A 22,398-nucleotide genomic window follows, 5' to 3' on the forward strand; every position below is an offset into this window, starting at 1 on the left:
CAGCGGCCTCCACCGCCGTTGGGCGTGTGCCATCATCCCTCTCCCTGTTTGCGCGGCAACCCCGCGTCAGAGCGCTCCTGGGCACCCGCTCTTCACTGGGCACCGGCTCCTACGCAACCGCATCAATAATATTCTAATATGATTATTCAGCGAAGCTATTTCTGCAGTTTTGCCGAGTCAAATATTTTGATCGCTCACCACGGCTTGGAGCGCGCCACTGCGAGCCCGCGCACGTCGTTCGGCCATTTGCCGCTTACCGCGCAGTAGAAATGGTAGAGCGCGCCGTCGTGGTGGATCACTGCCGGCTTGTGGGCGAATTTCTCGTCGATCGAGCCCGGCGGGCCGACATCGATCAGCACCTCGTCCGCCTTGGTGAATCGGGTCGGACTGTCGCCGAACGCGAACAGGTCGCGCGCATAGCCGTCCTTGGCGAGGCCGAAATAGAACATGCCCCATTGCCCGCGGTGCGAGACGACGACGGGGTCGCTCGCGAAGCGGAAGTCGGGCGCACCCTCAGGCCCGTTGCGGATCAAGGGGCTGGCGGGATGCCGTGTCCAGCTCCTGAGATCCTTCGAGATCGCAAGGCCCGTCTGCTCCTTCCAGGGGCGACCCGTGGTCTTGGCATTGTAGTAAAGGTGGAAGGTGTCGCCGATCTTGACCAGATAGGGCTTGTAGAGCCCGCCGCGCTCCCATTCCGCACCGTCCTCGGCCCGCAGGATCACCGGGCCGCGTTCCCAGTGGAGCAGGTCATCGCTCCAGGCGAGCCCGATCACGGCCGCCCCTTCCTCATAGCCCGCATTGGGATAGGCATGCCACGCAGCGACATAGCGCCCGCCCACCTTGATCAGCCGCGCGGGCGATTGCAGCTCGTTCTCCCGCAGGATCGAGGCGCAGGCGATGTTGAACCGGGTGATCGGGTCGCTGGGGTCGCGGGCCAGGATCACGCCCTTGCGGGTCCAGTCGATCAGGTTGGTCGATTCACAGATGCCGGTCTGGTAGCCGGTGCCGTCGAAGCCGACATAGGTCAGGTAAAATTTGCCGTTGGCGGAGAAGACGAACGGGCAATCGACCGCCTTCTCGTCGAAGCTGCCGGGAATGCCCGAGCCGCCCAGAATCAGCTTGGGATATTTGTAAGGCGTCCGATAGGGCGCGAGAGGATCGCGGGTGCCCGCCCTTGCGGCTCCCGAAAGCAGCAACGCCCCCGCGCCGCTCCCAAGCAGCGCTCGCCGATCGATCGTCATATGCCCCAGCCTCCATCGATGACGTGCGCCTGGCCGGTGGTGTAGCTCGCGCCGGCGAGATAGACGACGAGGTCGGCAATCTCCTCCGGCGTGCCAAGCCGGCCGATCGGCTGGCGCGCGACAAAGGCCGCGCGGGTGCCCTCATAGTCGCCGCCCGCGCCCAGCCGCTCCTGCAGGGACGGGGTATCGACCGTACCGGGGCAGATCGCGGTGACGCGGATGTTCTTGCTCACGAAATCGGCGGCGATCGATTTGGTGAGGCCGAGTACCGCCGCCTTCGTCACCGAATAGGCGAAACGGTTGGGCACGCCCTTCACGCTCGACGCGATCGACGACATGTTGATGATCGAACCACCGCCCCGAGCGGCCATGCCGGGCAGCACCGCCTGGCAGGTGTGCACCATCGCCATCACGTTGAGCCGCCAGGCGAAGTCGAGATCCACATCGCTGGTCTCGAGTACCGTGCCGCCGTGGACGACGCCGGCGCAGTTGAACAAGATGTCGATCGTCTCGTCAGCCAGCGCAGCCACCGCGGCAGGATCGAGCACGTCCAGCCGGCGCGTCTCGATGCGGTCGCTCGCAAGCCCTTCCAGCCGCGCTTCGTCGATATCGGTCGCGATCACCCGCGCACCGGCGGCGGCAAGGGCGAGCACCGAGGCGCGGCCGATGCCCTGGGCGGCGGCGGTCACGAGCGCGGTCTTTCCGGTAAGGTCGGTCACAATTGGGTCCTTCAGGGTCTGGGAATGGACATGCCGGACTGGTCGCCCGAGCGATAAGCAGCCTCGACGAGCGCCATGGTGCGCCACGCGTCCTCGACATGGGTGGAAAGCACCGTGTCCTCGCCCGCAGCGAAGCGCTGGAGATTGGCCATCGGGCCGATGAAAGCGTCGGGGAACCAGGCGCCCGCCAATGGGACCTGTTCCCAGTCCCGCCGCCGATCGGTCAGCCACAGCGCGTCCGGCTCGCCTGCGGGATAGTCAAGCAGCACCCCCAGTGTGGCGATCACCGCGCCTTCCAGGCCTTCCACCCTGAAACTCGCATCCTGGAAGCGGCGGCCGAAGTCGTGCTGGTGGTTGATCGACAACAGGCAGCGCAATGTCGGACCGTAGTCGAGGATCATCGACGTCCGCGTATCCGCCAGCTCGCCCGAGGGGTGGTCGAAGCTACGGGCGAAGATGCTTTCCGGTTCTCCCACCAACGCGCGGATCGCGTCGAGATAGTGGATCGAGTGGCTGACGATCTCGACCCGCTTGTTGCTCTTCAGATGCGGGAACAGGTGCCAGGGGGTTGCGAGGTTTATGCGGACTTCGATTTCCGTCAGCGTGCCCAACCTGCCCTGTCGTACTGCATCCCGTATCGCCAGCATCATCGCCGAATAGCGGAGCTGGAAGTTGACCGAGGCGACCAGGCCGCGGTTGCGGCAGGTGTCCCGGATTGCCGTTGCGGCCTGCAGATCGAGGCCCATCGGCTTCTGCAGAAGTACCGTCGCGCCTTGGGGGAGGGATTCGAGAATCTCTCCGTGCGCCACCGGCGGAGCGGCTATATCGAAGACCGCATCCGCCTTTGCGGCCTCTTCGAGCGAGGCGAACACGCGGGGTACACCCCACTCGGCCGCCAGTGCCTCGGCACGCCCGCGATCCACATCGTAGAGCCCGGCGACCGGAAAACCGGCCTTGAGATAGGCAGGGAGGTGCGCATCCGCAACGATCCCCCCGGTGCCGAGGATGACGATCGGACGCGGGGCCGAGGGCATCGGCCAGCTCTGCTGGAGCATGGAATTCACCGGGACATTCATGAGAGGGCGGGAGGCTGGCAGGCGAGCGCACGCCGCTGCGCTTCGGCGAGCAGTTCGGCCGTCGGGCGATCACCGGTGACCGCTTCGGTCATCAGATCGTCGACGATATGGCTGATCCGCGCGAGATCGGGCGTGATCGGCATCGAACGGGCATGTTCATGCAGCCATTCGAGCCGGTGGTAATAGGGCAGACGCGCGTTGATCTCCGGATCGCGCCAGGTCGAGCGCCGCACACCGATCGCGCCTTCGCTGGTGGTCAGCCGGTCCATCGGCGCGGTCGCGCAGTGGCGCAGGAAATCCCAGGCCAGCACCTTGTCGCGCGCACCCGAACCGATCGCCAGCACCCAGAAGACGTTGAGCGACACGTTGCCGGGCAAAGGTGCCACATCGACCAGCCCGCGCACCCGGCTCTCCGGCGCGGTATCGGCATAGGCCGCGAAGCCGAACCAATTGGCCATCAGCGCGACCTTGCCCTCGGCAAAGAGCCCGCCCGACGCGACGCTGTCCAGCGACCGGCAATCGGGCGCGATAGCCTCCGTATCGCGCGCCAGCATCCGCAGGAAATCGAGCGCATCCTGCGCCTGGGACGAAGCCAGGTCGGGCCGCCCGAGGCTGTCGAACACCTCGCCGCCGCGCGACCAGACATGGATGCAGAAATCGTAGAAGCTGTTGTGCCCGTCCGGATAGAGCGCGAGCACCGTGCCGTAGCGCGCCTCGGCCGGCGCATGATGCGCCCGCGCCAGCGCATGGAATTCCTGCCAGGTCGCAGGCGGCTCGGCGATCAGGTCCTTGCGGTAGACCAGGCACTCGGGCCCGTCATGATAGGGCATTGCCCACAGCCCGCCGCCGAATTGCTGCAGGCCGGTGAGCGACGGGCTCCAGGCATCGGGCCAATCGGGGATCGGCGCGCGCGCCTGATGCGGCGCCAGATCCTCGAGCAACCCGTCGGCCACCGCTTCGGCCAGCCAATCGGTGTTGAGGAAGGCGATGTCCCATTCGCCGCTGGCCAGCCCGCGCCCGGCAATCGCGCTTTCGTGGAGCGGATTGAGGTCCATCGCCACGGCTTCGAGCCCGGCATCGCGGCCGCTTACCCGCAGGAAATCGTCGAACTGCTTGCGGATCGTGCTTTCGAAGGGACCGAAGCGGCGGACGGCGATGCGCAGCCGGCTCATCGCGCCGCCTCCTTGCGACGGCGATCGCCGCCCACGGTGTAGATCGCGGCGGCGGCGATCACGACCACGCCTTCGATCAGCCCCTGATAGCTGGCGCCCAGATCGAGCACGTTGAAGCCGTTGGTGAGCGTGAACAGCAGCAGCGCGCCGGCCACCGTCTTGAGCACGCTCCCTGCCCCGCCGAACAGCGACGTGCCGCCAAGGATCGCCGAGGCGATGACGGTAAGCTCGGCACCCTGCAACGCGGTGGGGTTGATCGCGCCGAGCCGGCAGCCGAACAGCACGCCGGCAAAGCCCGCCGCCGCGCTCGACAGGATGAAGGCGCCGAGCTTGTAGGCGTGGACGTTGACGCCCGAGAGCCGCGCGGCCTCGGCATTGCCGCCCACGGCATAGATACGCCGGCCGACCACGGTGAAGCGCAGCACCGCCCAGACCAAAGCCGTGAACAATGCGAGATAGACCACCGGTGCCGCCACCGCGAAATCGCGCCCAGCCAGCAAGGCCAGACCCGCGACGACCAGGCCGGCCAGCCCGATCAGGATCCGGTGGCGGAATGCGGCCCAGGCGAACAGCGCGACGGCGAGCGCGAGCAGCGGCCAGAACAGCGGCACGCGGGTGCTCTCAAAGGCCAGCATCTGCTGGAGCACCTCCGGCTGCTCGACCATCAGCGAGCGGCCATCGGTGAGCACCAGCACCAGCCCGCGCACCGCCGTGAGCGTGCCGAGCGTGACGATGAAGGCGTTGATACCGACGAACTGGACGACCGCCCCGTTGAACAGGCCGACCGATATCGCGGTGACGATCGCGGCGAGCGCCGCCAGCGGAAAGCCGATGCTCGGGGCGAGCCCGACCAGCACCGCCGCCGCGAGCGCCGCGACCGAGGCGACCGAGAGATCGAAGGCGCCGGTGATCAGCATCACCGTCATCGCCACGCCCATGATCCCGACCAGCGACGCCTGATAGGCGATGTTGCCGAGATTCTGCGCCGACAGGTACGCCGGGAGCCCGCGCGAATGGGCGATGCCGGCAAGCAGCGCGAGCAGGATCAGCAGCGCGTAGTAAATGCCGGCCTTGCGCAGCCCGAGGCCGGCGCGCCAGTCTGTCGTCTGCATCATGCAGCCATTCCTGTGCTTGGAAAATTGCCACTGGCGCGCTGGATCAGCGCCGCCTCATCGGTGGTTTCGGGATCGACTTCGGCGATCACCAGCCCGTCGCGCATCACCAGGATGCGATCGCAGATGCCGATCAGCTCCTCGAACTCGGAGCTGACCAGCAGCACCGGCAGACCGTCATCGGCGAGGCCGCGGATCAGCCGGAGGATGTCGGTGCGCGCGCCGATATCGATGCCGGCGGTGGGCTCGTCGAGCAGCAGCAGCCGCGTGTCGGGGGTGAGCCATTTGGCGATCACCACCTTCTGGGCATTGCCGCCCGAAAGCTCACCTACAGGCGCATCGGGGCCCTGCACCTTGATCGCCAGCCGCTCGATCGCTGCCAATGCGGCTTCGCGCTCGCGCTCCGGCGACTGGAACAGGCCGGTGCGCGGCAGCGCGATATTCTCGGCGACGCTCATGCCGGCGATGAACCCCTGCGTTGCCCGGTCCTCGGGCACCAGCGCGATGCCTGCCGCCACGGCTTCCTCGGGCGTGCGCCCGATCGGCTTGCCGTGGAGCAGCACCGCGCCACGCGCGGCGGGATCGGCGCGGAAGATCGCGTGGAGCAATTCGCTGCGCCCCGAACCGAGCATGCCGGCGATGCCGACGATCTCGCCGGATTGGACCGTCAGGCTGGTTGGGGCGAGCTTGCCGGGGGAAGCGAGGTCGCGGAGTTCGAGGGCGGGTGGATCTGACGGGGTTAGATCGTATCGACCTTCAGGCGGGATCGTCACCCCAGCTGTTCCCCGGCGAACGCCGGGGCCCAGAGTTTCTCTGCCGTCTTGCTCTGTTACCCTGGGCCCCGGCGTTCGCCGGGGAACAGAAAGTGCCGTGGGCACGATTGCGCCCAACGGCCTGGCCCGCGACCTACGTTCGAGCGCCTGAACCGAACGGCCCGCAATCGCTTCCGCAATCGCCGCTTCGTCCAGCGTCGCGGTCTGGGCGTGCAGCACTGCGCGGCCATCGCGCAGCACGGTGACTTCGTCGGTGAGCGACAGGATCTCGTCGAGGAAATGCGAGACGAACAGCACCGCATGGCCCTGTGCGGCGAGCAGGCGGACCACGGCATAGACGCGTTCGCGCTCATGTTCGGCGAGCGAGGCGGTCGGCTCGTCCATGATGAGCAGCGCCGGATCGGCCATCAGCCCCTGGGCGATCGCGACCATCTGGCGGGTGCCGATCGGCAGATCCCCGACCAGCGCATCGAGATCGAAGGGATTGCCGAGCAGGCCGGCCACTTCGGCGGCGCGGGCGCGCCCTGCCCGATCGGCGCGCCAGCCGCCGGCACGCTCGAGCAGCATGTTCTCGACCACCGACAGCGTCGGCACCAGCGGGATATGCTGGTAGATCGTCGCCACGCCTGCCGCCCGTGCCGCGCGCGGGCTGGTCCAATGCACGGACTCGCCCCGCCAGTGGATCGTGCCGCCGCTCGCCGGGATCGCGCCGGCAAGCACCTTGATCAGCGTCGACTTGCCCGCGCCGTTGGCGCCGAGCAGCCCGTGGACGCGGCCGGCATGCAAGGTGAGATCGACCCCGCGCAGCGCGGCGGTGCCGTTCGGCCAGACCTTCTCGACGCCGGCGAGGCTGAGGAGCGGCGCGCCTACCATTGGCCGACACATTCGCTGACGGTCGCCCGGGTCACCGCCGGGATCGGATAGGTGCGGAAGCGCGAGGCGCCCTGGGCCTTGTCGTGCAGCGCTTCGAAGGCGAGCGCGCCCAGCGCCTCGGGCTTGAAGCAGACGGTGCCGTCGACCGCGCCGGCCTTGATCGAGGCGATGGCGAGCTTCGAGCCGCCGACGCCGATCAGCCGGGCCTTTGCGCCCGCCGCGCGCACGGCGCGGGCGCAGCCGATCACCATGTCGTCGGCCTCGTTATAGAACAGGTCGATATCGGGCTGGGCGGCCAGGATGTTCTGACAGGCCGCCTCCCCGCCCTGGCTGGTCCAGTTGCCCGGCTGCGAAGCGACGATCCGGTAGCGCAGCCCGGCGGCATCGAGCGCCAGGCGGAAGCCGCGGGCGCGCTGCTCGACTTCGGGGAAGCCGGCAGCACCTTCGATGATCGCGATGCGGGCGGTGCGGTCGCGCGGCAGCCAGGTCGCGGCGAGCGAGCCCGCCGCGCGGCCGGCGGCGACTTCGTCCTGCGAAGCGAGCGCGACGAGGCCGGGATAGACGTTGTCGATCGCGCGGGTGCGCGGATCGCCGACCAGCGCCGCCACCGCCGCGATCGGAACATTCTGGCTATTGGCGCGGCGGACCCAGCCCTGGGCGACGACGGAGTCGATCGGCATCACCGCGACGCCGGCGACCTTCTGGGCGATCAGGTCGTCAATGTCGTTGGCCTGTTTCTGGACGTCGCCCTTGGCATCGAGCACCACGGCGCGGGCACCGGCCTTGGCGGCGGCGTCGCTGAAGCCCTTGGCGATGGCGGCGGCGAAGGGATAGCTGAGCCCGACGGTGGACAGGCCGTAGCGCGGGCCGTTGCCCGCCTGGCTCGCCACCGCGCCATTGGCCGCGCGCGCGGCATTGCGCACGCCGGCGAGCGATGCCGCCGAGATGGCGACGACGCAGAGCGCGAGGACCAGGGGGATCGGGCGCAACCGCATCGGGTTCAGGCCAGATCGCGCCGGGCGACGAGATAGAGATGCTCGCAGGCCAGCACGGTCTCGCCGCGCTGGTTGCGGATATCGACCGCCTCGGTGACGACGCCGTGGCTGGTGCGCTTGGGGTGGTCGCGCTTGTCGGCGATGCGGGTGATCGTCGTGATCGTGTCGCCGATATGGACCGGGCGGATGAAGCGCAGCCGATCATAGCCATAGGACATGGCGTGGGGATTGATCACCGTGGCGGTGAGCCCGATGCCGATCGCGAAGATCATCGTGCCGTGCGCGATGCGCTGGCCGATCTCCTGCGTGCTGCACCACTCGGCATCCATGTGATGCGGGAAGAAATCGCCGGTATGGCCGGCGTGGACGACGAAATCGGTCTCGGTGATCGTGCGGCCGAAGCTCGTGCGGGTGGCACCGATTTCGTACTGCTCGAAATATTGCTCGACGATCATGCGGCGAACTCCCGGTCGATTGCGGTGCGGTCGGCGCCGAGACGGGGCGCGGCGGGCGGCGAGGTGAGGATGCTGCCGTCGATGCGGATCGGGCAGCGGGTGAGCGTGAGTTCGGCGCCGTCGGGGGAGCGCACGGTCTGGGTGGCGTGGAGCGCGGCGAAGGCGGGTTCGGCCCGGAGCGCCGGCCAGTCGAGCACCGGCGCCGCCCAGATGCCGGCGGGCTCGAGCAGGGCGAGCCAGTCGGCGGTGGGGCGCGTGCGCAGGTGGTCGCGGAGTTGCGCCTTGATCGCGTCGCGCTCGGCGAACCAGCTTGTCGGCGGGAAGCCGGCCAGGGTTTCGAGGTCCAGGATGGTGCCGAGCTTGTCGACCGGGGCCATGGCGAGCGCGAGCCAGCCGTCCTGGGTCTGGTAGATGCCATAGGGGGCGGCGAGATAGACATTGCCGTTCGCGACGCTGCTGCGCGCGGGCATGGCTTCGTCGCGGTTGAGATGGACCGAGAGGTGCTCGAACTGGAGGTCGATCGCGGTCTCGATCAGGCTGACATCGACGCGGCCGCCCTGCCCCGTCGTGCCGCGGCGGACGAGCAGCGCGAGGATGCCCTGGGCGAGCTGGGCGCCGGCCATCATGTCGGTGATCGAGAGGCCGGCGGGGACTGGCGGGCCGCTGCCCTCGCCCGAGAGCCAGGCGATGCCCGAGAGCGACTGGACGAGCAGGTCCTGCCCCGGCTTGTCGCGCCAGGGGCCGTCGGGGCCATAGCCGCTGACGCCGGCATAGATCAGGCGCGGGTTGAGGGCGGAGACGTCGGCCCAGCCGAGGCCGAGCCGCTCCATGATGCCGGGGCGGAAATTGTGGATCAGCACATCGGCGCGGGCGACCAGGCGGCGGACGGCTTCGAGGTCTTCGGGATCCTTGAGGTCGGCGGCGTAGCTCTGCTTGCCGCGGTTGATCGCGTGGAACAGCGCGCTGTCCTGATCGAACGCCATGTCGGCGAGGAACAGGCCGCGACTCGCGTCGCCGCCTTCGCGCCGCTCGACCTTGATGACGCGCGCGCCGAGGTCGGCAAGGCGTAGCGCGCAGGACGGGCCGGCGAGGAACTGGCTGAAATCCAGCACCGTCACGCCGGCCAGCGGCGCTGGTGCGCCCATGCCTGTGCTGTGGTCACCCTCTCCCACAATCCACTCCGATTAATATTCTAATATGATTATTGCCCTGACGCTATTGTCGCGGCTATGCCGAGTCAAACGATTTCCCGGGAAGCGGGAGAAACGGGAGAGAACGCCGTGCGCGGCATGACCTGGGACCATTCGCGTGGGGCGGATCCGCTGGTGGCGGCGGCTTCGGTGTGGGAAGCGCGCACCGGGCAGGCGATCGCCTGGGACCGGCGCTCGCTGCAGGATTTCGAGAGCTGGCCGGTCGAGGAACTGGCGCGGCGCTATGACCTGATCGTGATCGATCATCCGCATGTCGGGCAGGTGGCGGAAAGCGGGTGCCTGGTGGCACTGGACGACGTGGTCGGGCTGGCGGAAATTGCGGGCGGGTCGGTCGGCGGCTCGTATGCGAGCTATGCCTGGGGCGGGCATCAATGGGCCTTGCCGATCGACGCGGCGGCGCAGGTCCAGGCCTGGGTGCCTGGGCGGGTCGCGGGGCCGGTGGTGCGCTGGGAGGAACTCGCGGCGCTGGTCGCCGAGGGCCGCGCATCGCTGCCGCTGCGGCCGCCGCATAGCCTGATGAGCCTGTTCACCTTGTGCGGGCTCGCCGGTGTCGAACTGGGCGGCGACGCGTTCTTCCCGGCGGAGGCGGTGCGGGCCTATGAGCTGCTCGCCGCGGTGGCGGATCCGGCGGCGTTCGGGATGGACCCGATCGCGATGTTCGAGGCGATGGCGGCGCCGGACAGCAAGCTGGCGGTGGTGCCGCTGATCTATGGCTATGTGAACTACGCCCTGCCCGGCTACCGCGACACGCGCATCCGCTTCGCCGACATCCCGGTGCTGGACCACGGCCCGCGCGGATCGGCGCTGGGGGGCACGGGCATCGCCGTCTCCGCCTATGCGCAGGACCGGGCGGGTGCGGTTGCTTTCGCGGCCTGGGTGGCGAGCGGGGCGGTGCAGCGTGGGATCATCGCGCCGAATGGCGGCCAGCCGGGGCATGCGGATGCGTGGGAAGATGCCGAGGCCAATGCGGCCAGCGGCGACTTCTACCGCGCGACCCGGGACACGCTGGACAATGCCTGGGTCCGCCCGCGGCATGCCGGGTACATGGCATTCCAGCATGCCGCTTCGGAGCGGCTCAACCAGGGGCTGCGCGCGGGCGAGGATGGCGCCTCCGTCATCGCGGCGCTCAATGAACTGTACAGGGCCTCGAAATGCTAGAGGGGCTGCTCGTCATCGACATGGCGCAGTTCCTGTCGGGGCCCTCCGCCGCGCTGCGGCTGGGCGACCTCGGCGCGCGGGTGATCAAGGTCGAGCGGCCGGGGAGCGGCGACATCTGCCGATCGCTCTACCTGAGCGACACTGACATCGCCGGCGACTCCACGCTGTTCCACGCGATCAACCGCAACAAGCAGGGCCTCGCCGCCGACCTGAAGGACCCGCGCGACGCGGCGCGCGTCCACCGGCTGATCGCGCTGGCCGATGTGGTGATCCAGAACTTCCGGCCCGGCGTCGCCGAACGGCTCGGCTTCGGCCCGGCGGCTCTGCGCGAACACAACCCGCGGCTGATCGTCGGCAGCATCTCCGGCTATGGCGAGGACGGCCCCTGGGCCGACCTGCCCGGCCAGGACCTGCTGGCCCAGGCCCTGTCCGGCGCGATGTGGCTGAGCGGAGACGCGCAGGACGGCCCGGTACCCTTCGGCCTGTCGGTGGCGGACATGCTTGCCGGACATGTTCTGGTGGAGGGCATCCTCGCCGCGCTCGTCCGGCGCGGGATTTCCGGCCAAGGCGCGCATGTCGAGACCAGCCTGCTCGAGGCACTGATCGACCTGCAGTTCGAAGTGCTCACCACCCATCTGAACGACGGCGGCCGCCCGCCGCGCCGCGCGGCGGTGGACAATGCCCATGCCTATCTCGCCGCACCCTATGGCACCTATCGAACGCAGGACGGCTGGCTGGCACTGGCGATGACCCCGCTCGACAGGCTGGCACCGCTGCTCGACCTGCCGCTGACCGGCCACGACGCCTTTGCCGAGCGCGACGCGATCAAGGCGCTGATCGCCGTCCGCCTTGTCGGGGCAACCACCCGGCACTGGCTCGACCGGCTGCGCCCGCACGACATCTGGTGCGCGCCGGTGAACGACTGGCCGCGCCTGCTTGCCGAAGACGCCTTCCAGCGGCTCGACATGCTCCAGCAGGTGGGACGCGGCGTGGCCACCACGCGCAGCCCCGTCCGCATCGACGGCACGCGCGCGGCCAGCCCAAACGGAGCCCCGCGGGTGGGCGAACATGATGACGCGATCGTCGCCGAATTTGGCCTCGACCAGGATTGATCGGAGAGAGTTGATGTCGCTGAGCCTGCTTGCCCTCGCCCTTCTCGCCCAGACAGCGCCCGCCACACCGCAATCGGCGACGCCGCCGCCGCGCGACCCGCGCAACTGGCCTGCGCCGGTGATGGACACAGTGGCACCCAAGCTGCCGCCGCTGCGGCGCGGCGCGGTGCTCGTCCTGTCCAAGACCAACGGCTTCCGCGATCCCGAGCAGATCGATGCCGCCAAGGCCGTGCTCGCCAAGATCGTCCGCAAGCAGGGTCGCGACGTGTTCGAGACCGAGAATGCCGCGGTGATCAACCCTCGCGACCTCGCCAAATTCTCGACAATCGTGCTCAACAGCACTTCGGGCAACATCTTCGACGACAGCCAGCGCGCCGCGTTCAAGGCCTGGCTGGAGAAAGGCGGCGGCGTAGTGCTGCTGCACGGCGCGGGCGGTGACCCGACCTATGACTGGAAGTGGTATCCCGAGACGCTGATCGGCGCGCAGTTCATCGGCCATACCGGGCGGCCCAAGCAGTTCCAGCAGGGCAGCATCGACGTGATCGATCGCAGCAACCCCGCGACCCGCGACCTGCCCGCCAAATGGGTACGGACCGAGGAATGGTATTCGTTCGACAAGGTGCCGAGCGGCAACTGCACCCGCATCCTCGCGACGCTGGACGAGACCAGCTACGAGCCGTTTCCGGAGCGCACCCGGATGGGCAAGACACATCCGCTGATCTGGACCCGATGCGTCGGCAAGGGGCGGGTCTTCTTCTCGGCGCTGGGGCACAAGGCGGAGACCTATGCCGAGCCGCTGCACCAGACGCTGATCTCGGGCGCGATCCGCTGGGCCGCGCGGCGCTAGGGCGTAGCGACATTCCATTCTCTTTTCCCCGGCCTTCGCCGGGGAACTGCCAGCCAACATCCCCAGCAACATTTTGTCTGATATCCGGCCATGGGGGTACTTTCCCCTACGGCCTGCATGCTTGCGTGTGCGGATCGCCGCGCGGGGATGCCCGCGCGCCGCGGATATATTCGCCCCGCGTCACAGCCACGTAATATCTATTCCCCACCGGACCCCGCGAAAGAAAAGTTTCAGGTCGAGACGCGTCAGGGCCGTCGTCAGACCTGGAGAAGCGGAGAGGCAGGTGTGAAGGGGCCGACGGGTCCCTGAAACGCCGACAGATGAAGTTCGAACAACACCGCCATCCCGGTCTCTCGCAGGCCGGGAAACGCCGGCGTTCGCCCGCGCAACATGGCGGGATCCATATCCAGAGGGGGATAGATATGCTTATCAAGTCCAGTCATCGTACCCATGCCGCGCAGCTTCTGCTGGGCGCGGCGCTCGCGGCGCTCTGCGTTGCCCCCGCCGCCGCGCAGACCGCGCCGGCTTCGGCACCCGCCGCCCCGGTCGCCGAGGAAGACGGCGCGATCGTCGTCTCCGGCTATCGCCGCAGCCTCGAAGACGCGATCGACATGAAGCGCAACACGATCGGCTTCTCGGATTCGATCGTCGCCACCGACATCGCCGACTTCCCCGAGCAGAACCTGTCCGAAGCGCTGCAGCGCGTGCCCGGCGTGACCATCGAGCGCGAAAAGGGCCTGGGCACCCGCGTCAATGTGCGCGGCCTGCCGAGCGAGTTCACCTTCGTCTCGATCAACAAGCTCGCCACCGCCTCGGGCTCGGGCGGCCGCGACGTCGAGTTCGACATCTTCGCTTCGGAACTGATCCAGTCGGTCACCGTGCAGAAGTCGCCGACCGCGGCGGACGAGGAAGGCGGCATCGCCGGCTCGGTCGCGATCCGCACCGCGCGCCCGTTCGACAATCCCGGCCTGCGCCTGGTCGGCAGCGCAGAGGGTGCCTACAATTCGATCTCCGAGAAGATCGACCCGAGCTTCTCGTTCCTCGCCAGCAACACTTTCGGCGATTTCGGCGCGCTGATCTCGGTCGCCAAGCAGCAGCGCACCAACCGCACCGATTCCAATTCGGGCATCAACTTCCGCCCGATCGCGCGCTGGACCGACCGTGCCGGCACCACCTATCGCAACCAGGCGATCGCGGTGCTGCAGCGCGATGCCGGCATCACCTTCACCGACGCGATGAAGAACAAGATCGTCTTCCTCGATAAGGTGGGCGACCGCGTCTACCAGAACGACCAGGACCGGCTCGGCATCTCGGGCTCGCTCCAGTACAAGCCGCACAATAATTTCAGCCTCGCCTTCGACGCGTTCCTCGGCTCGTACGACACGACCGAGGATGAGTATGACGCGGCCGGCTATTCGGCTTCGAGCAACTCGACGCTGGAGACGATCCACGGCTTCGACGCGACGACGCTGTCGAGCGCGGGCATCGTGGTGCTGCGCGACGTTTCGTACACCAACACCCAGCATGAATTCCTGAGCAAGCAGTACACCACCGACACCGACTATCGCCAGTTCAGCGGCGAGATGAACTGGAAGACCGGCCGGCTGACGATCAACGCGCTGGGCGGCTATTCGGGCGCCAAGCGGGTGCTGGACTATGCCAACCTCAAGCACGTCGCCTATGCGCCGTCGCGCACCCGCTATACCGAGAATGGCGGCGAGACGATCCCGAGCGCCAACCCCAACACGATCGACATGTACAATGCGCCGAGCAAGTACCTGTTCGAGGCCTATGAGACGACGCGCGAGCAGATCAACGACGACAAATATGCCGGCCAGGTCGACCTGGGCTATGATTTCGGCTCTTCGGTGTTCAAGCGCTTCACGCTCGGCGGCCGCTACACCAGCAAGACCAACGAGCGCCAATATGGCGAGGAGAAGATCCAGGGCCCGACGCGCGGCAGCACCGCCTATGTCAACGTCCGCAAGCTCGGCGACAGCCCGCTCACCAACGTGACCGACATCGTCGGCGGCAAGGACTATCAGGCGCGCAACCTGAGCTGGTCGCAGATCTCGAACGACTATGCCCGCAGCTTCTTCCGCCCGGCCGGCTTCGTGACGCCGTTCCAGAACGCCAACTATTACAAGGTCAAGGAAGAGACGATCGCGGGCTATGCGATGCTCGACCTCGAGTTCGACGTCTCGATCCCGGTCTTCGTCAACCTGGGCGGCCGCTATCTGCGCACCACGATCACCTCGGAAGGCTTCCACCAGATCCAGAACTCGAACGGCACCACCGGGCTCACCGGCACGCCGATTTCGAGCACCGGCCGCTACGAGAAGTTCCTGCCCTCGTTCAACGCGCATGCCGAACTGACCGACACGCTCTACCTGCGCGCGGCTGCCTCCAAGACACTGATCCGCCCGGCGCTGACCGACCTGGCATACAAGCGCACGGCGAGCTTCAGCAGCTTCCGCTACACCGATGGCAATCCGGGGCTGAAGCCCACGCTGGCCGATCAGTGGGAAGTCGGCGTCGAGAAGTATCTCGGCAATGACGGCGGCATCCTGGCGGCGTCGTATTTCTGGAAGAAGATCAAGGGCGTGGTGCAGAGCCGACTGACCGGCGAAGTGCCGAACGTGACCGTGTACAACGCCAATGGCTCGGTGAACGGCGTCTATGACTTCGACGTCTACCAGCCGGTCAATGCCGAAGGTTCGTACAATGTCAGCGGCGTCGAGCTGAACGCGGTGATCCCGTTCGGGATGTTCGCCCGCTGGATGGACGGCTTCGGCATCAACGCCAACGCCACCTTCCTGGACAGCTCGCTGACCGGCCAGTCCGACCTGGGCGTGCCGACCTCGCCGATCGGCCTGTCGGACAACACGTACAATGCGACGGTGTTCTACGATAAGGGCCCGATCTCGCTGCGCGTGTCGTACAACCGCAAGGGCGCCTATGTGGAGCGGATCGAGCGGAACATGTATCCGGTCTATCGCGACGCCTATGGCCAGTTCGACTTCGCGGCGAGCTACCAGCTGATGCGCAACTTCCGCGTGGAGCTGCAGGGCATCAACGTGGGGAACGCCAAGACCACGGGCTACACGATGGATCCGTCCTTCCCGACCACCTACGAATTCTCGGGAAGCCGCATCACGCTGGGCATTCGCGCCCAGTTCTGACCCCTCTGACCGGGCCGGCATGTCCTGGGCATGCCGGCCCGCCATCCGCTTCGGAGTATTGCCATGATCTCGCGCATCGCCCTCGCCGCGCTTCTCGCGCTTTCCAGCCAGCCCGCGCTTGCGCAGGAAACCACGCCCGACCTGGCGCGCGCCGCGCGGGGAGACGCGCGCGAACCGGGCGGCGCGCGCCGCCTGCCGGGCGACATGCGCGCGCTCTACGAGAAGCTGAGCAGGGAGGGCGAAGTCCGCAACGTCATCCTGCTGATCGGCGACGGCATGGGCGATTCCGAGATCACCCTGGCGCGCAACTATGCCGAGGGCGCCGGCGGCTATTTCAAGGGCATCGACGCCCTGCCCTTCACCGGCCAGTACACGCATTATTCGCTCGATCGCGAGACCGGCAAGCCGAACTACGTCACCGACAGCGCGGCATCGGCGACGGCATGGGCATCGGGCGTGAAGAGCTATAACGGCGCGATCGGCGTTGACGTGAACGGCAAGGCGCAGCGCACGCTGCTCGAATATGCCAAGGCCGCCGGCCTCGCCACCGGCGACGTCTCGACCGCCGAGATCCAGGACGCGACCCCGGGCGCGCAGATCGCCCATGTCGCCTTCCGCAGCTGCTATGCGCCGGCGGTGACGCTCAAGACCTGCCCGCAGAACGCGCTGGAGAATGGCGGCCTCGGCTCGATCACCGAGCAGCTGCTCGACGTCCGGGCCGACCTGGTGCTGGGCGGCGGCGCCAAGAGCTTCGCCGAGGCCGCGAGTGCCGGCAAGTGGAAGGGCAAGACGCTGGAGCAGCAGGCCCGGGCGCGCGGCTATCGGATCGTCCGCAACGCCGCCGAGCTCGACGCCGTCACCCGCGCCGACGACAAGCAGCCGCTGATCGGCCTGTTCGCCGAGGGCAACATGCCGGTGCGCTGGATCGGCCCCAAGGCGAGCTACCACGGCAATATCGACCAGCCGGCGATCACCTGCCAGCCCAATGCCGCGCGCGATGCCGGCATCCCGACGCTGGCAGGGATGACGCGCAAGGCGATCGCGCTGCTCCAGGGCAACCCCAAGGGCTTCTTCCTCCAGGTGGAAGGCGCCTCAATCGACAAGCAGGATCACGCCGCCAATCCGTGCGGGCAGATCGGCGAGACGGTCGACCTCGACGAAGCGGTGCAGGTCGCGCTCGAATTCGCCCGCAAGGACGGCCACACGCTGGTGATCGTCACCGCGGACCATGCGCATACCAGCCAGATCGTCGGCAACGGCACCCGGGCACCGGGCCTGACCGCGGCGCTCAACACGCTCGAGGGCGGCGTGATGACGGTCAGCTACGGGACCGCCGAGGAAGGCTCGCAGGGGCATACCGGCACCCAGCTGCGCATCGCGGCCTATGGCCCGCGCGCGGTGAACGTCAGCGGCCTGCTCGACCAGACCGACCTGCACTACATCATCCGGGACGCGCTCGGGCTGAAGTGATCGGGCGCGACCGCATCCGACTTGTCACAATGGCGTGGCAGGGGGCGCCGAGATGAGTGCTCCGTCCGACGATCGCAGCCTATGGCTCGCCACGCGCATCCTGCCGCATGAGCCGGCGCTGCGACGCTGGCTGCACGGACTGAGCGCGCTCGACGACGCGGATGTCGATGACCTGGTGCAGGAAACCTATGCGGTGCTGGCGACCCGCGCTTCGGTGGCGGAGATCGCCGATCCGCGCGCCTATGCGTTCCAGGTCGCGCGCTCGCTGTTCCTCCAGGGGGTGCGGCGCGCCAAGATCGTGTCGATCCAGGCCGTCGCCGATCTGGCCGAGCTCGACACCGCCGATGATGCGCCCTCGCCCTTCGATCAGGCCGCCGGGCGCGAGGATCTGCGCCGGCTCGCCGCCGCGATCGAGGCGATGCCGCCCCAGACGCGGCGCGCCTTCCAGCTGCGCCGGGTCGAGGGATTGTCGCAGCGCGAAGTCGCCGCCGCGACCCAGCTTTCCGAGAGCACGGTGGAAAAACATATCGGCCGCGGCATCAGAATATTGATGGCGCAATTTGGACGTGGCGGAAAAGCAGGGCCCCGTGCATCTACATCCGGGGAAAGGGTGCCGGGCACGCCGGAGCCGAACGAAACCAACCAGAAGAACGCCACGCCGGATGCACGATCGCGAGACAGCCGAAACTATCGATGATGCGGCGTCCGAATGGGCGGCGCGGATCGATCGTGGGCTGAGCGGAACCGAGCAAGAGGCGCTCGACGCCTGGCTGGCGGTCGATACGCGGCGGATCGGCGCGCTGGCCCGGGCGCGGGCGCTATGGGTGCATGCCGAACGGGCCGCGCGCGTCGAGAGCGAGCCGCGCCAAGGACTGCTCAACCGGCGCCGGCTGCTCGCCGGAGGCGCAACGGCGCTCGCCGCGACGCTCGCCGGCGTGCTGGTCGTGCCGCGCCTGCTGGGCGACAACGGCGAACTCGCAAGCGCGATCGGCGAGACGCGGCGGGTGACGCTGGAGGACGGATCGGCGGTCACGCTGGGGCCGGGCACCCGGTTGCGGCGGAGCTTCGACACTGCCCGGCGGCTGATCGAGCTGGTCTCGGGCGAAGCCTTCTTCGAAGTCGCGCAGGATGCACGCAGACCCTTTGTCGTCATCGCCGGGCAAATGACGATGCGCGCGATCGAAAGCGCCTTCGGGGTGCGCGCGATCGAGGGCGTTCCGCTATCGGTGATCGTCTCCACCGGCAAGGTCAGCATCGGTGCCGGCGGCGCGGCGCGGGTGCTGGAGGCCAATATGCGGCTCGACGCCAGCGCGCCCGGCGCGGCGGCGCGGGTGACCCGGCTCGAGCCCGATGCTCTGCAACGCTCGCTGGCCTGGCGCGAGGGGATGCTGGCCTTCGAAGGCGACACGCTGGCCAGCGTGGCCAAACAGTTCGATCGCTATGGCGCGGCGCGGATCGTGATTGCCGACCCGGTACTGGCACGCGAGCCGATCACCGGCAGCTTCGCCGCCAATGATCCGCGCGGCTTTGCCCGGGCGATCGCCGCCAGCCTTGGCGCGCGCGTCGCGATCGAAGGCGACACGATCCGCCTGAGCCGGAAACCGGCGGCGAAATAATTTCCGCGTACCGGGTGGGGGAAGATCGCGCCCCGGCCATCTACCGGGTGACGCCGGCGTTCGCCGGCCAAGCGGGGATACTCAATGCAGTCCAGGATGGTGTGTGGCACGGCGATTGCCGTGGTGATGGCGTGCGTCTCGCAGCCGGCCCAGGCGCAGGTGCGCCAGTTCAACCTGCGCGAGCAGGCGGCGGTGAAGGGCATTCCGGAGTTCAGCCGCCAGGCCGGCATCCAGGTCGTGGCGCCCGCCGGCCGGCTCGCCGGCAAGACGACCAAGGCGGTGAGCGGCCGCATGTCGATCGACGCCGCGCTCGAGCAGCTGCTGCGCGGCACCGGCCTGCGCGTCGTCGCGCGCAGCGGCTCGACGATCAGTCTCGGCCAGGGACCGGAGACTCCTCCCCGCCCCCAGGCCGAACCTGCTGTCGCCGAGGACGAGGGCCAGGAAATCACCGTCACCGGCTCGCGCATCGCCCAGCGCGTCCGCGACACCGCCACCCCGGTCGCGGTGGTGACCCAGGAGGACGTCCAGCTTTCCGGCACGATCAACGTCGAGGACCTGTTCAACGACATGCCGCAGTTCGTGCCCTCCACCAATGGCGGCGCGTACGGCAATGTCGTGCCCGGCGGCACGGCGGATGCGAACCTGCGCGGCTTCGGCGCGACGCGGAACCTGGTGCTGGTCAATGGCCGCCGCTTCACCATCTCGGGGCCCGAGCAGGTCACCGATCTCAACACGATCCCGACCGCGCTGATCAAGCGCACCGAGATCGTCACCGGCGGCTCCTCGGCGGTCTATGGCTCGGATGCGATCACCGGCGTGATCAACTTCATCCTGCGCGATGACTTCGAGGGGATCGAGCTGGGCAGCCAGCTCAACCTCGACAGCCCGACCGCGACGCCAACGTACAGCATCGACCTGACGCTGGGTAAGAATTTCGGCGGCGGGCGCGGCAACCTCACCGTGTCGGGCAATTATCTCGATCGCGGTGCGGTCACCCGGCGCCAGCGCGGTGACTTCGCCCCGCAATGGCTGGTCGATGGCTGCGTGACGCCCGAAAGCTATGACAAGCGCGGCGCAGGCAAGCCGATCACGGTGCCTTCGGGCTCGACCTGCCGCGCGGCGGGCGGCGTGCCCGGGCTGATCGCCAGCGGCAGCGGCGACATCCCCAATGGCCGCTTCACCGGCGTGCCGTTGGTCGGCTCCTCGACCTCGACCCCGGGGCTCGATGCGGCGCTGATCGCCGCCGGGCTGGGCGGGCTCGGCTCGCGCGGCTTCACCTTCAACGATGCCGGCACGGCCGCGCGTCCGGCACTTGATCCGGAGGACAATTACAACCTCCAGCCGGACAATTACCTGATCGTCCCGCAGAAGCGCTGGATGGTGAACGCGTTCGGCCATTACGACTTCAGCGACGCGGCGACCGCCTATGGCGAGTTCCACTACAGCCAGAACAAGGTCGATCAGCAGCTGGCGCCGGCGAGCATCAGCGGTACCTTCCTGTTCAACACCAACAACCTCTATCTCACCCCGACGATGCAGAATGTGCTGCGTCAGCTCGACCTGGCCGAGCGCACCTCAAGCGCCACCAACCGGCCCGGCGACGGCATCGTCGCGCTCACCGCGGCGCGGCGGCTGGTCGAGGTCGGCCAGCGCGTCAACCACAGCCAGCGCGACGTGGCGCGCGGCGTGTTCGGCCTGCGCGGCGCGATCGGCAGCGTTTCGAGCAGCTTCCTGAGCGACCTCAGCTACGACGTCTATTACAGCTATGCCGAGACCAGGCAGCGCGACAGCCAGGACGGCAATATCTCGCGCAGCCGCTACCAGGCCGGGCTGCTCTCGCAGAATGGCACGGCGCCGCTGATCAACATCTTCGGCCAGAACATGTCCCAAGCGGCAGTCGACTCGATCGTCGGCGACGCGACCAACCGCAGCGTCGCGAAGCAGCAGGTCGCGCAGGCGACGCTTTCGGGCACCTTGTTCAAGCTGCCGGCCGGCCCGGCGGGCTTCTCGCTGGGTGCGGAGTGGCGCAAGTCCTCGGCGCGCTACATGCCCGATACCTTCCTGTCCTCGGGCGACGCGGTCGGCTTTCCGGCCAGCCAGCCGACCAAGGGCAGCATCACCGCGCGCGAGATCTTCGGCGAGGTCAAGCTGCCGCTGCTCCACGACCTGCCGCTGATCCAGCGCCTCGCGGTGAATGGCGCGTTCCGCTACTCCGACTATGACCTGAAGGGTGTCGGCGGCGTCTGGACCTATCTGGGTGGCGTGGAGTGGCGCGTCGACGACAATATCGCGCTGCGCGGCCAGTATCAGCGCGCGGTGCGTGCGCCCAATGTCGGCGAGCTGTTCGGCGGCCTGCGCCAGAGCAGCGAAGCGGCGATCGACCCCTGCTCGAGCCGCCAGCCGACCGCGCAGCAGACCGCAGCGGTGCGCGATCTCTGCATCGCCACCGGCGTGCCGGCATCGATGGTTTTCACCGCGCCCGTGCAGCCGAACAACACCGTCACCGCCACCTATGGCGGCAACCCCAATGTCGGTGAGGAGCGCTCGAACACCTATACGCTGGGTGCGGTGATCACCCCGCGCGCGATCCCGCGACTGGTGCTGAGCGTCGACTATTTCAACATCACGCTGGACGGCGCGATCGCGCCCTTGGGTGGCGGGCTGAACAACACGCTGAGCCTCTGCTACAACACCGTGCAGGACGCCACGAGCGCGTTCTGCCGCGCGATCAGTCGCAATCCGGCGACCGGCGAGATCAGCGGGCAGTATACCGCGCAGATCCTCCAGGCGAACACCGGCTCGCTCAAGACCTCGGGCATCGACTTCGGTGCGCGCTATGCCTTCGACCTGGGCTTCGCGCTGCCGGGGCTGGGCGACGGGCGCAGCACGCTGGAGCTGGGCACCAACTGGACCTGGACGCGCGAATTCACCTCGGTTCCGGTCGCGGCGCTGCCGGCGATCAAGAACGAGTGCGTCGGCGCGTTCGGCACCACCTGCGGCGAGCCGATCCCCGCGTTCCGCGGCGTTACCCGCGTGACCTGGCGCAACGGCCCGCTCGACCTGAGCGTGCGCGGTCGCTTCATCGATGCGGTGACGATCGACACCTATCTGCTGCCCAAGCGCCGCGGCAGCGCGACCACGCCGGACATGGCGAACCTGGTCAATCCGCGGATCCGCCCGCAGCAATATTTCGACCTGTCCTTCGCCTACAAGATGGACAATGTCCGGCTGTTCGGCGGCATCAACAACCTGCTCGATCACAAGCCGCCGATCGTCAACAACCCGCGCGCCAACACCTATCCCACCACCTATGACGCGATGGGAATGGGCTTCTTCTTCGGTTCGACGATCAAGTTCTGAAGGAGGATGGCCGGGCGGTTCCCTCA

17 protein-coding genes are annotated in these 22,398 nt (G+C 68.0%); 8 read left to right on the plus strand and 9 right to left on the minus strand.

From position 1 onward, the window contains the following. Nucleotides 1-194 precede the first annotated feature (194 nt). The 9 genes from HNP52_RS15060 to HNP52_RS15100 are packed head-to-tail and all read right to left on the minus strand — an operon-like array spanning nt 195 to nt 9,561. Nucleotides 195-1,241, minus strand: coding sequence for a hypothetical protein (locus HNP52_RS15060; protein ID WP_184168466.1), 1,047 nt, complete (start codon nt 1,239-1,241; stop codon nt 195-197). After that, entirely contained in the window at nt 1,238-1,960 is a 723-nt protein-coding gene (locus HNP52_RS15065; RefSeq protein WP_311768483.1) for an SDR family oxidoreductase, read from the minus strand. Before HNP52_RS15065 ends, HNP52_RS15060 begins: the two co-directional genes overlap by 4 nt. Before the next feature lie 11 nt (nt 1,961-1,971). Next, nucleotides 1,972-3,015 (minus strand): Gfo/Idh/MocA family protein, encoded by a 1,044-nt coding sequence (locus HNP52_RS15070; protein WP_260396223.1) that lies wholly within the window; start codon nt 3,013-3,015, stop codon nt 1,972-1,974. A 17-nt stretch (nt 3,016-3,032) separates the two neighbouring features. Next, on the minus strand, nt 3,033-4,208 hold the full coding sequence (locus tag HNP52_RS15075; protein ID WP_184168468.1) for an extracellular solute-binding protein: 1,176 nt from the start codon (nt 4,206-4,208) through the stop codon (nt 3,033-3,035). Further along, nucleotides 4,205-5,323 carry an ABC transporter permease gene (locus tag HNP52_RS15080; RefSeq protein WP_260396171.1) on the minus strand — a complete coding sequence of 373 codons (1,119 nt, stop codon included), beginning with the start codon at nt 5,321-5,323 and terminating at the stop codon, nt 4,205-4,207. The genes HNP52_RS15075 and HNP52_RS15080 overlap by 4 nt, the downstream gene beginning before the upstream one ends. Further along, nucleotides 5,320-6,966, minus strand: a complete 1,647-nt coding sequence (locus HNP52_RS23120) for a sugar ABC transporter ATP-binding protein (protein ID WP_260396172.1) — start codon at nt 6,964-6,966, stop codon at nt 5,320-5,322. The genes HNP52_RS15080 and HNP52_RS23120 overlap by 4 nt, the downstream gene beginning before the upstream one ends. After that, on the minus strand, nt 6,960-7,961 hold the full coding sequence (locus tag HNP52_RS15090; RefSeq protein ID WP_184168469.1) for a sugar ABC transporter substrate-binding protein: 1,002 nt from the start codon (nt 7,959-7,961) through the stop codon (nt 6,960-6,962). The genes HNP52_RS23120 and HNP52_RS15090 overlap by 7 nt, the downstream gene beginning before the upstream one ends. 5 nt (nt 7,962-7,966) lie before the next feature. Then, complete coding sequence (locus HNP52_RS15095; RefSeq protein ID WP_184168470.1) at nt 7,967-8,416, minus strand: MaoC/PaaZ C-terminal domain-containing protein; 450 nt, start codon at nt 8,414-8,416, stop codon at nt 7,967-7,969. Further along, on the minus strand, nt 8,413-9,561 hold the full coding sequence (locus tag HNP52_RS15100) for a CaiB/BaiF CoA-transferase family protein (protein ID WP_184168471.1): 1,149 nt from the start codon (nt 9,559-9,561) through the stop codon (nt 8,413-8,415). Before HNP52_RS15100 ends, HNP52_RS15095 begins: the two co-directional genes overlap by 4 nt. Nucleotides 9,562-9,705: 144 nt before the next feature. Between HNP52_RS15100 and HNP52_RS15105 the strand changes: the two genes are divergently transcribed. The 8 genes from HNP52_RS15105 to HNP52_RS15140 all read left to right on the plus strand — a co-directional run bounded on the left by HNP52_RS15105 (nt 9,706) and on the right by HNP52_RS15140 (nt 22,372). After that, a complete protein-coding gene (locus HNP52_RS15105) occupies nt 9,706-10,785 on the plus strand; it encodes an extracellular solute-binding protein (RefSeq protein ID WP_260396224.1) in 1,080 nt (359 codons plus the stop codon). After that, nucleotides 10,779-11,897 carry a CaiB/BaiF CoA-transferase family protein gene (locus tag HNP52_RS15110; protein WP_184168473.1) on the plus strand — a complete coding sequence of 373 codons (1,119 nt, stop codon included), beginning with the start codon at nt 10,779-10,781 and terminating at the stop codon, nt 11,895-11,897. The genes HNP52_RS15105 and HNP52_RS15110 overlap by 7 nt, the downstream gene beginning before the upstream one ends. 13 nt (nt 11,898-11,910) lie before the next feature. Next, nucleotides 11,911-12,744, plus strand: coding sequence for a ThuA domain-containing protein (locus HNP52_RS15115; RefSeq protein ID WP_184168474.1), 834 nt, complete (start codon nt 11,911-11,913; stop codon nt 12,742-12,744). 422 nt (nt 12,745-13,166) lie between these two features. After that, a complete protein-coding gene (locus tag HNP52_RS15120; protein ID WP_184168475.1) occupies nt 13,167-15,926 on the plus strand; it encodes a TonB-dependent receptor in 2,760 nt (919 codons plus the stop codon). 63 nt (nt 15,927-15,989) lie between these two features. Further along, nucleotides 15,990-17,396 (plus strand): alkaline phosphatase, encoded by a 1,407-nt coding sequence (gene phoA / locus HNP52_RS15125; RefSeq protein ID WP_184168476.1) that lies wholly within the window; start codon nt 15,990-15,992, stop codon nt 17,394-17,396. Nucleotides 17,397-17,448: 52 nt separating this feature from the next. Further along, nucleotides 17,449-18,093: an RNA polymerase sigma factor gene (locus tag HNP52_RS15130; protein ID WP_184168477.1), complete on the plus strand. Its 645-nt coding sequence runs from the start codon at nt 17,449-17,451 to the stop codon at nt 18,091-18,093. Further along, nucleotides 18,059-19,012 carry a FecR family protein gene (locus HNP52_RS15135; RefSeq protein WP_184168478.1) on the plus strand — a complete coding sequence of 318 codons (954 nt, stop codon included), beginning with the start codon at nt 18,059-18,061 and terminating at the stop codon, nt 19,010-19,012. Before HNP52_RS15130 ends, HNP52_RS15135 begins: the two co-directional genes overlap by 35 nt. A gap of 84 nt (nt 19,013-19,096) precedes the next feature. Further along, nucleotides 19,097-22,372 carry a TonB-dependent receptor gene (locus tag HNP52_RS15140; RefSeq protein ID WP_221416447.1) on the plus strand — a complete coding sequence of 1,092 codons (3,276 nt, stop codon included), beginning with the start codon at nt 19,097-19,099 and terminating at the stop codon, nt 22,370-22,372. The last annotated feature ends 26 nt before the right edge of the window (nt 22,373-22,398 follow it).

Source organism: Sphingomonas kyeonggiensis, assembly GCF_014204495.1.
GTDB classification, from domain to species: domain Bacteria; phylum Pseudomonadota; class Alphaproteobacteria; order Sphingomonadales; family Sphingomonadaceae; genus Sphingomonas; species Sphingomonas kyeonggiensis_A.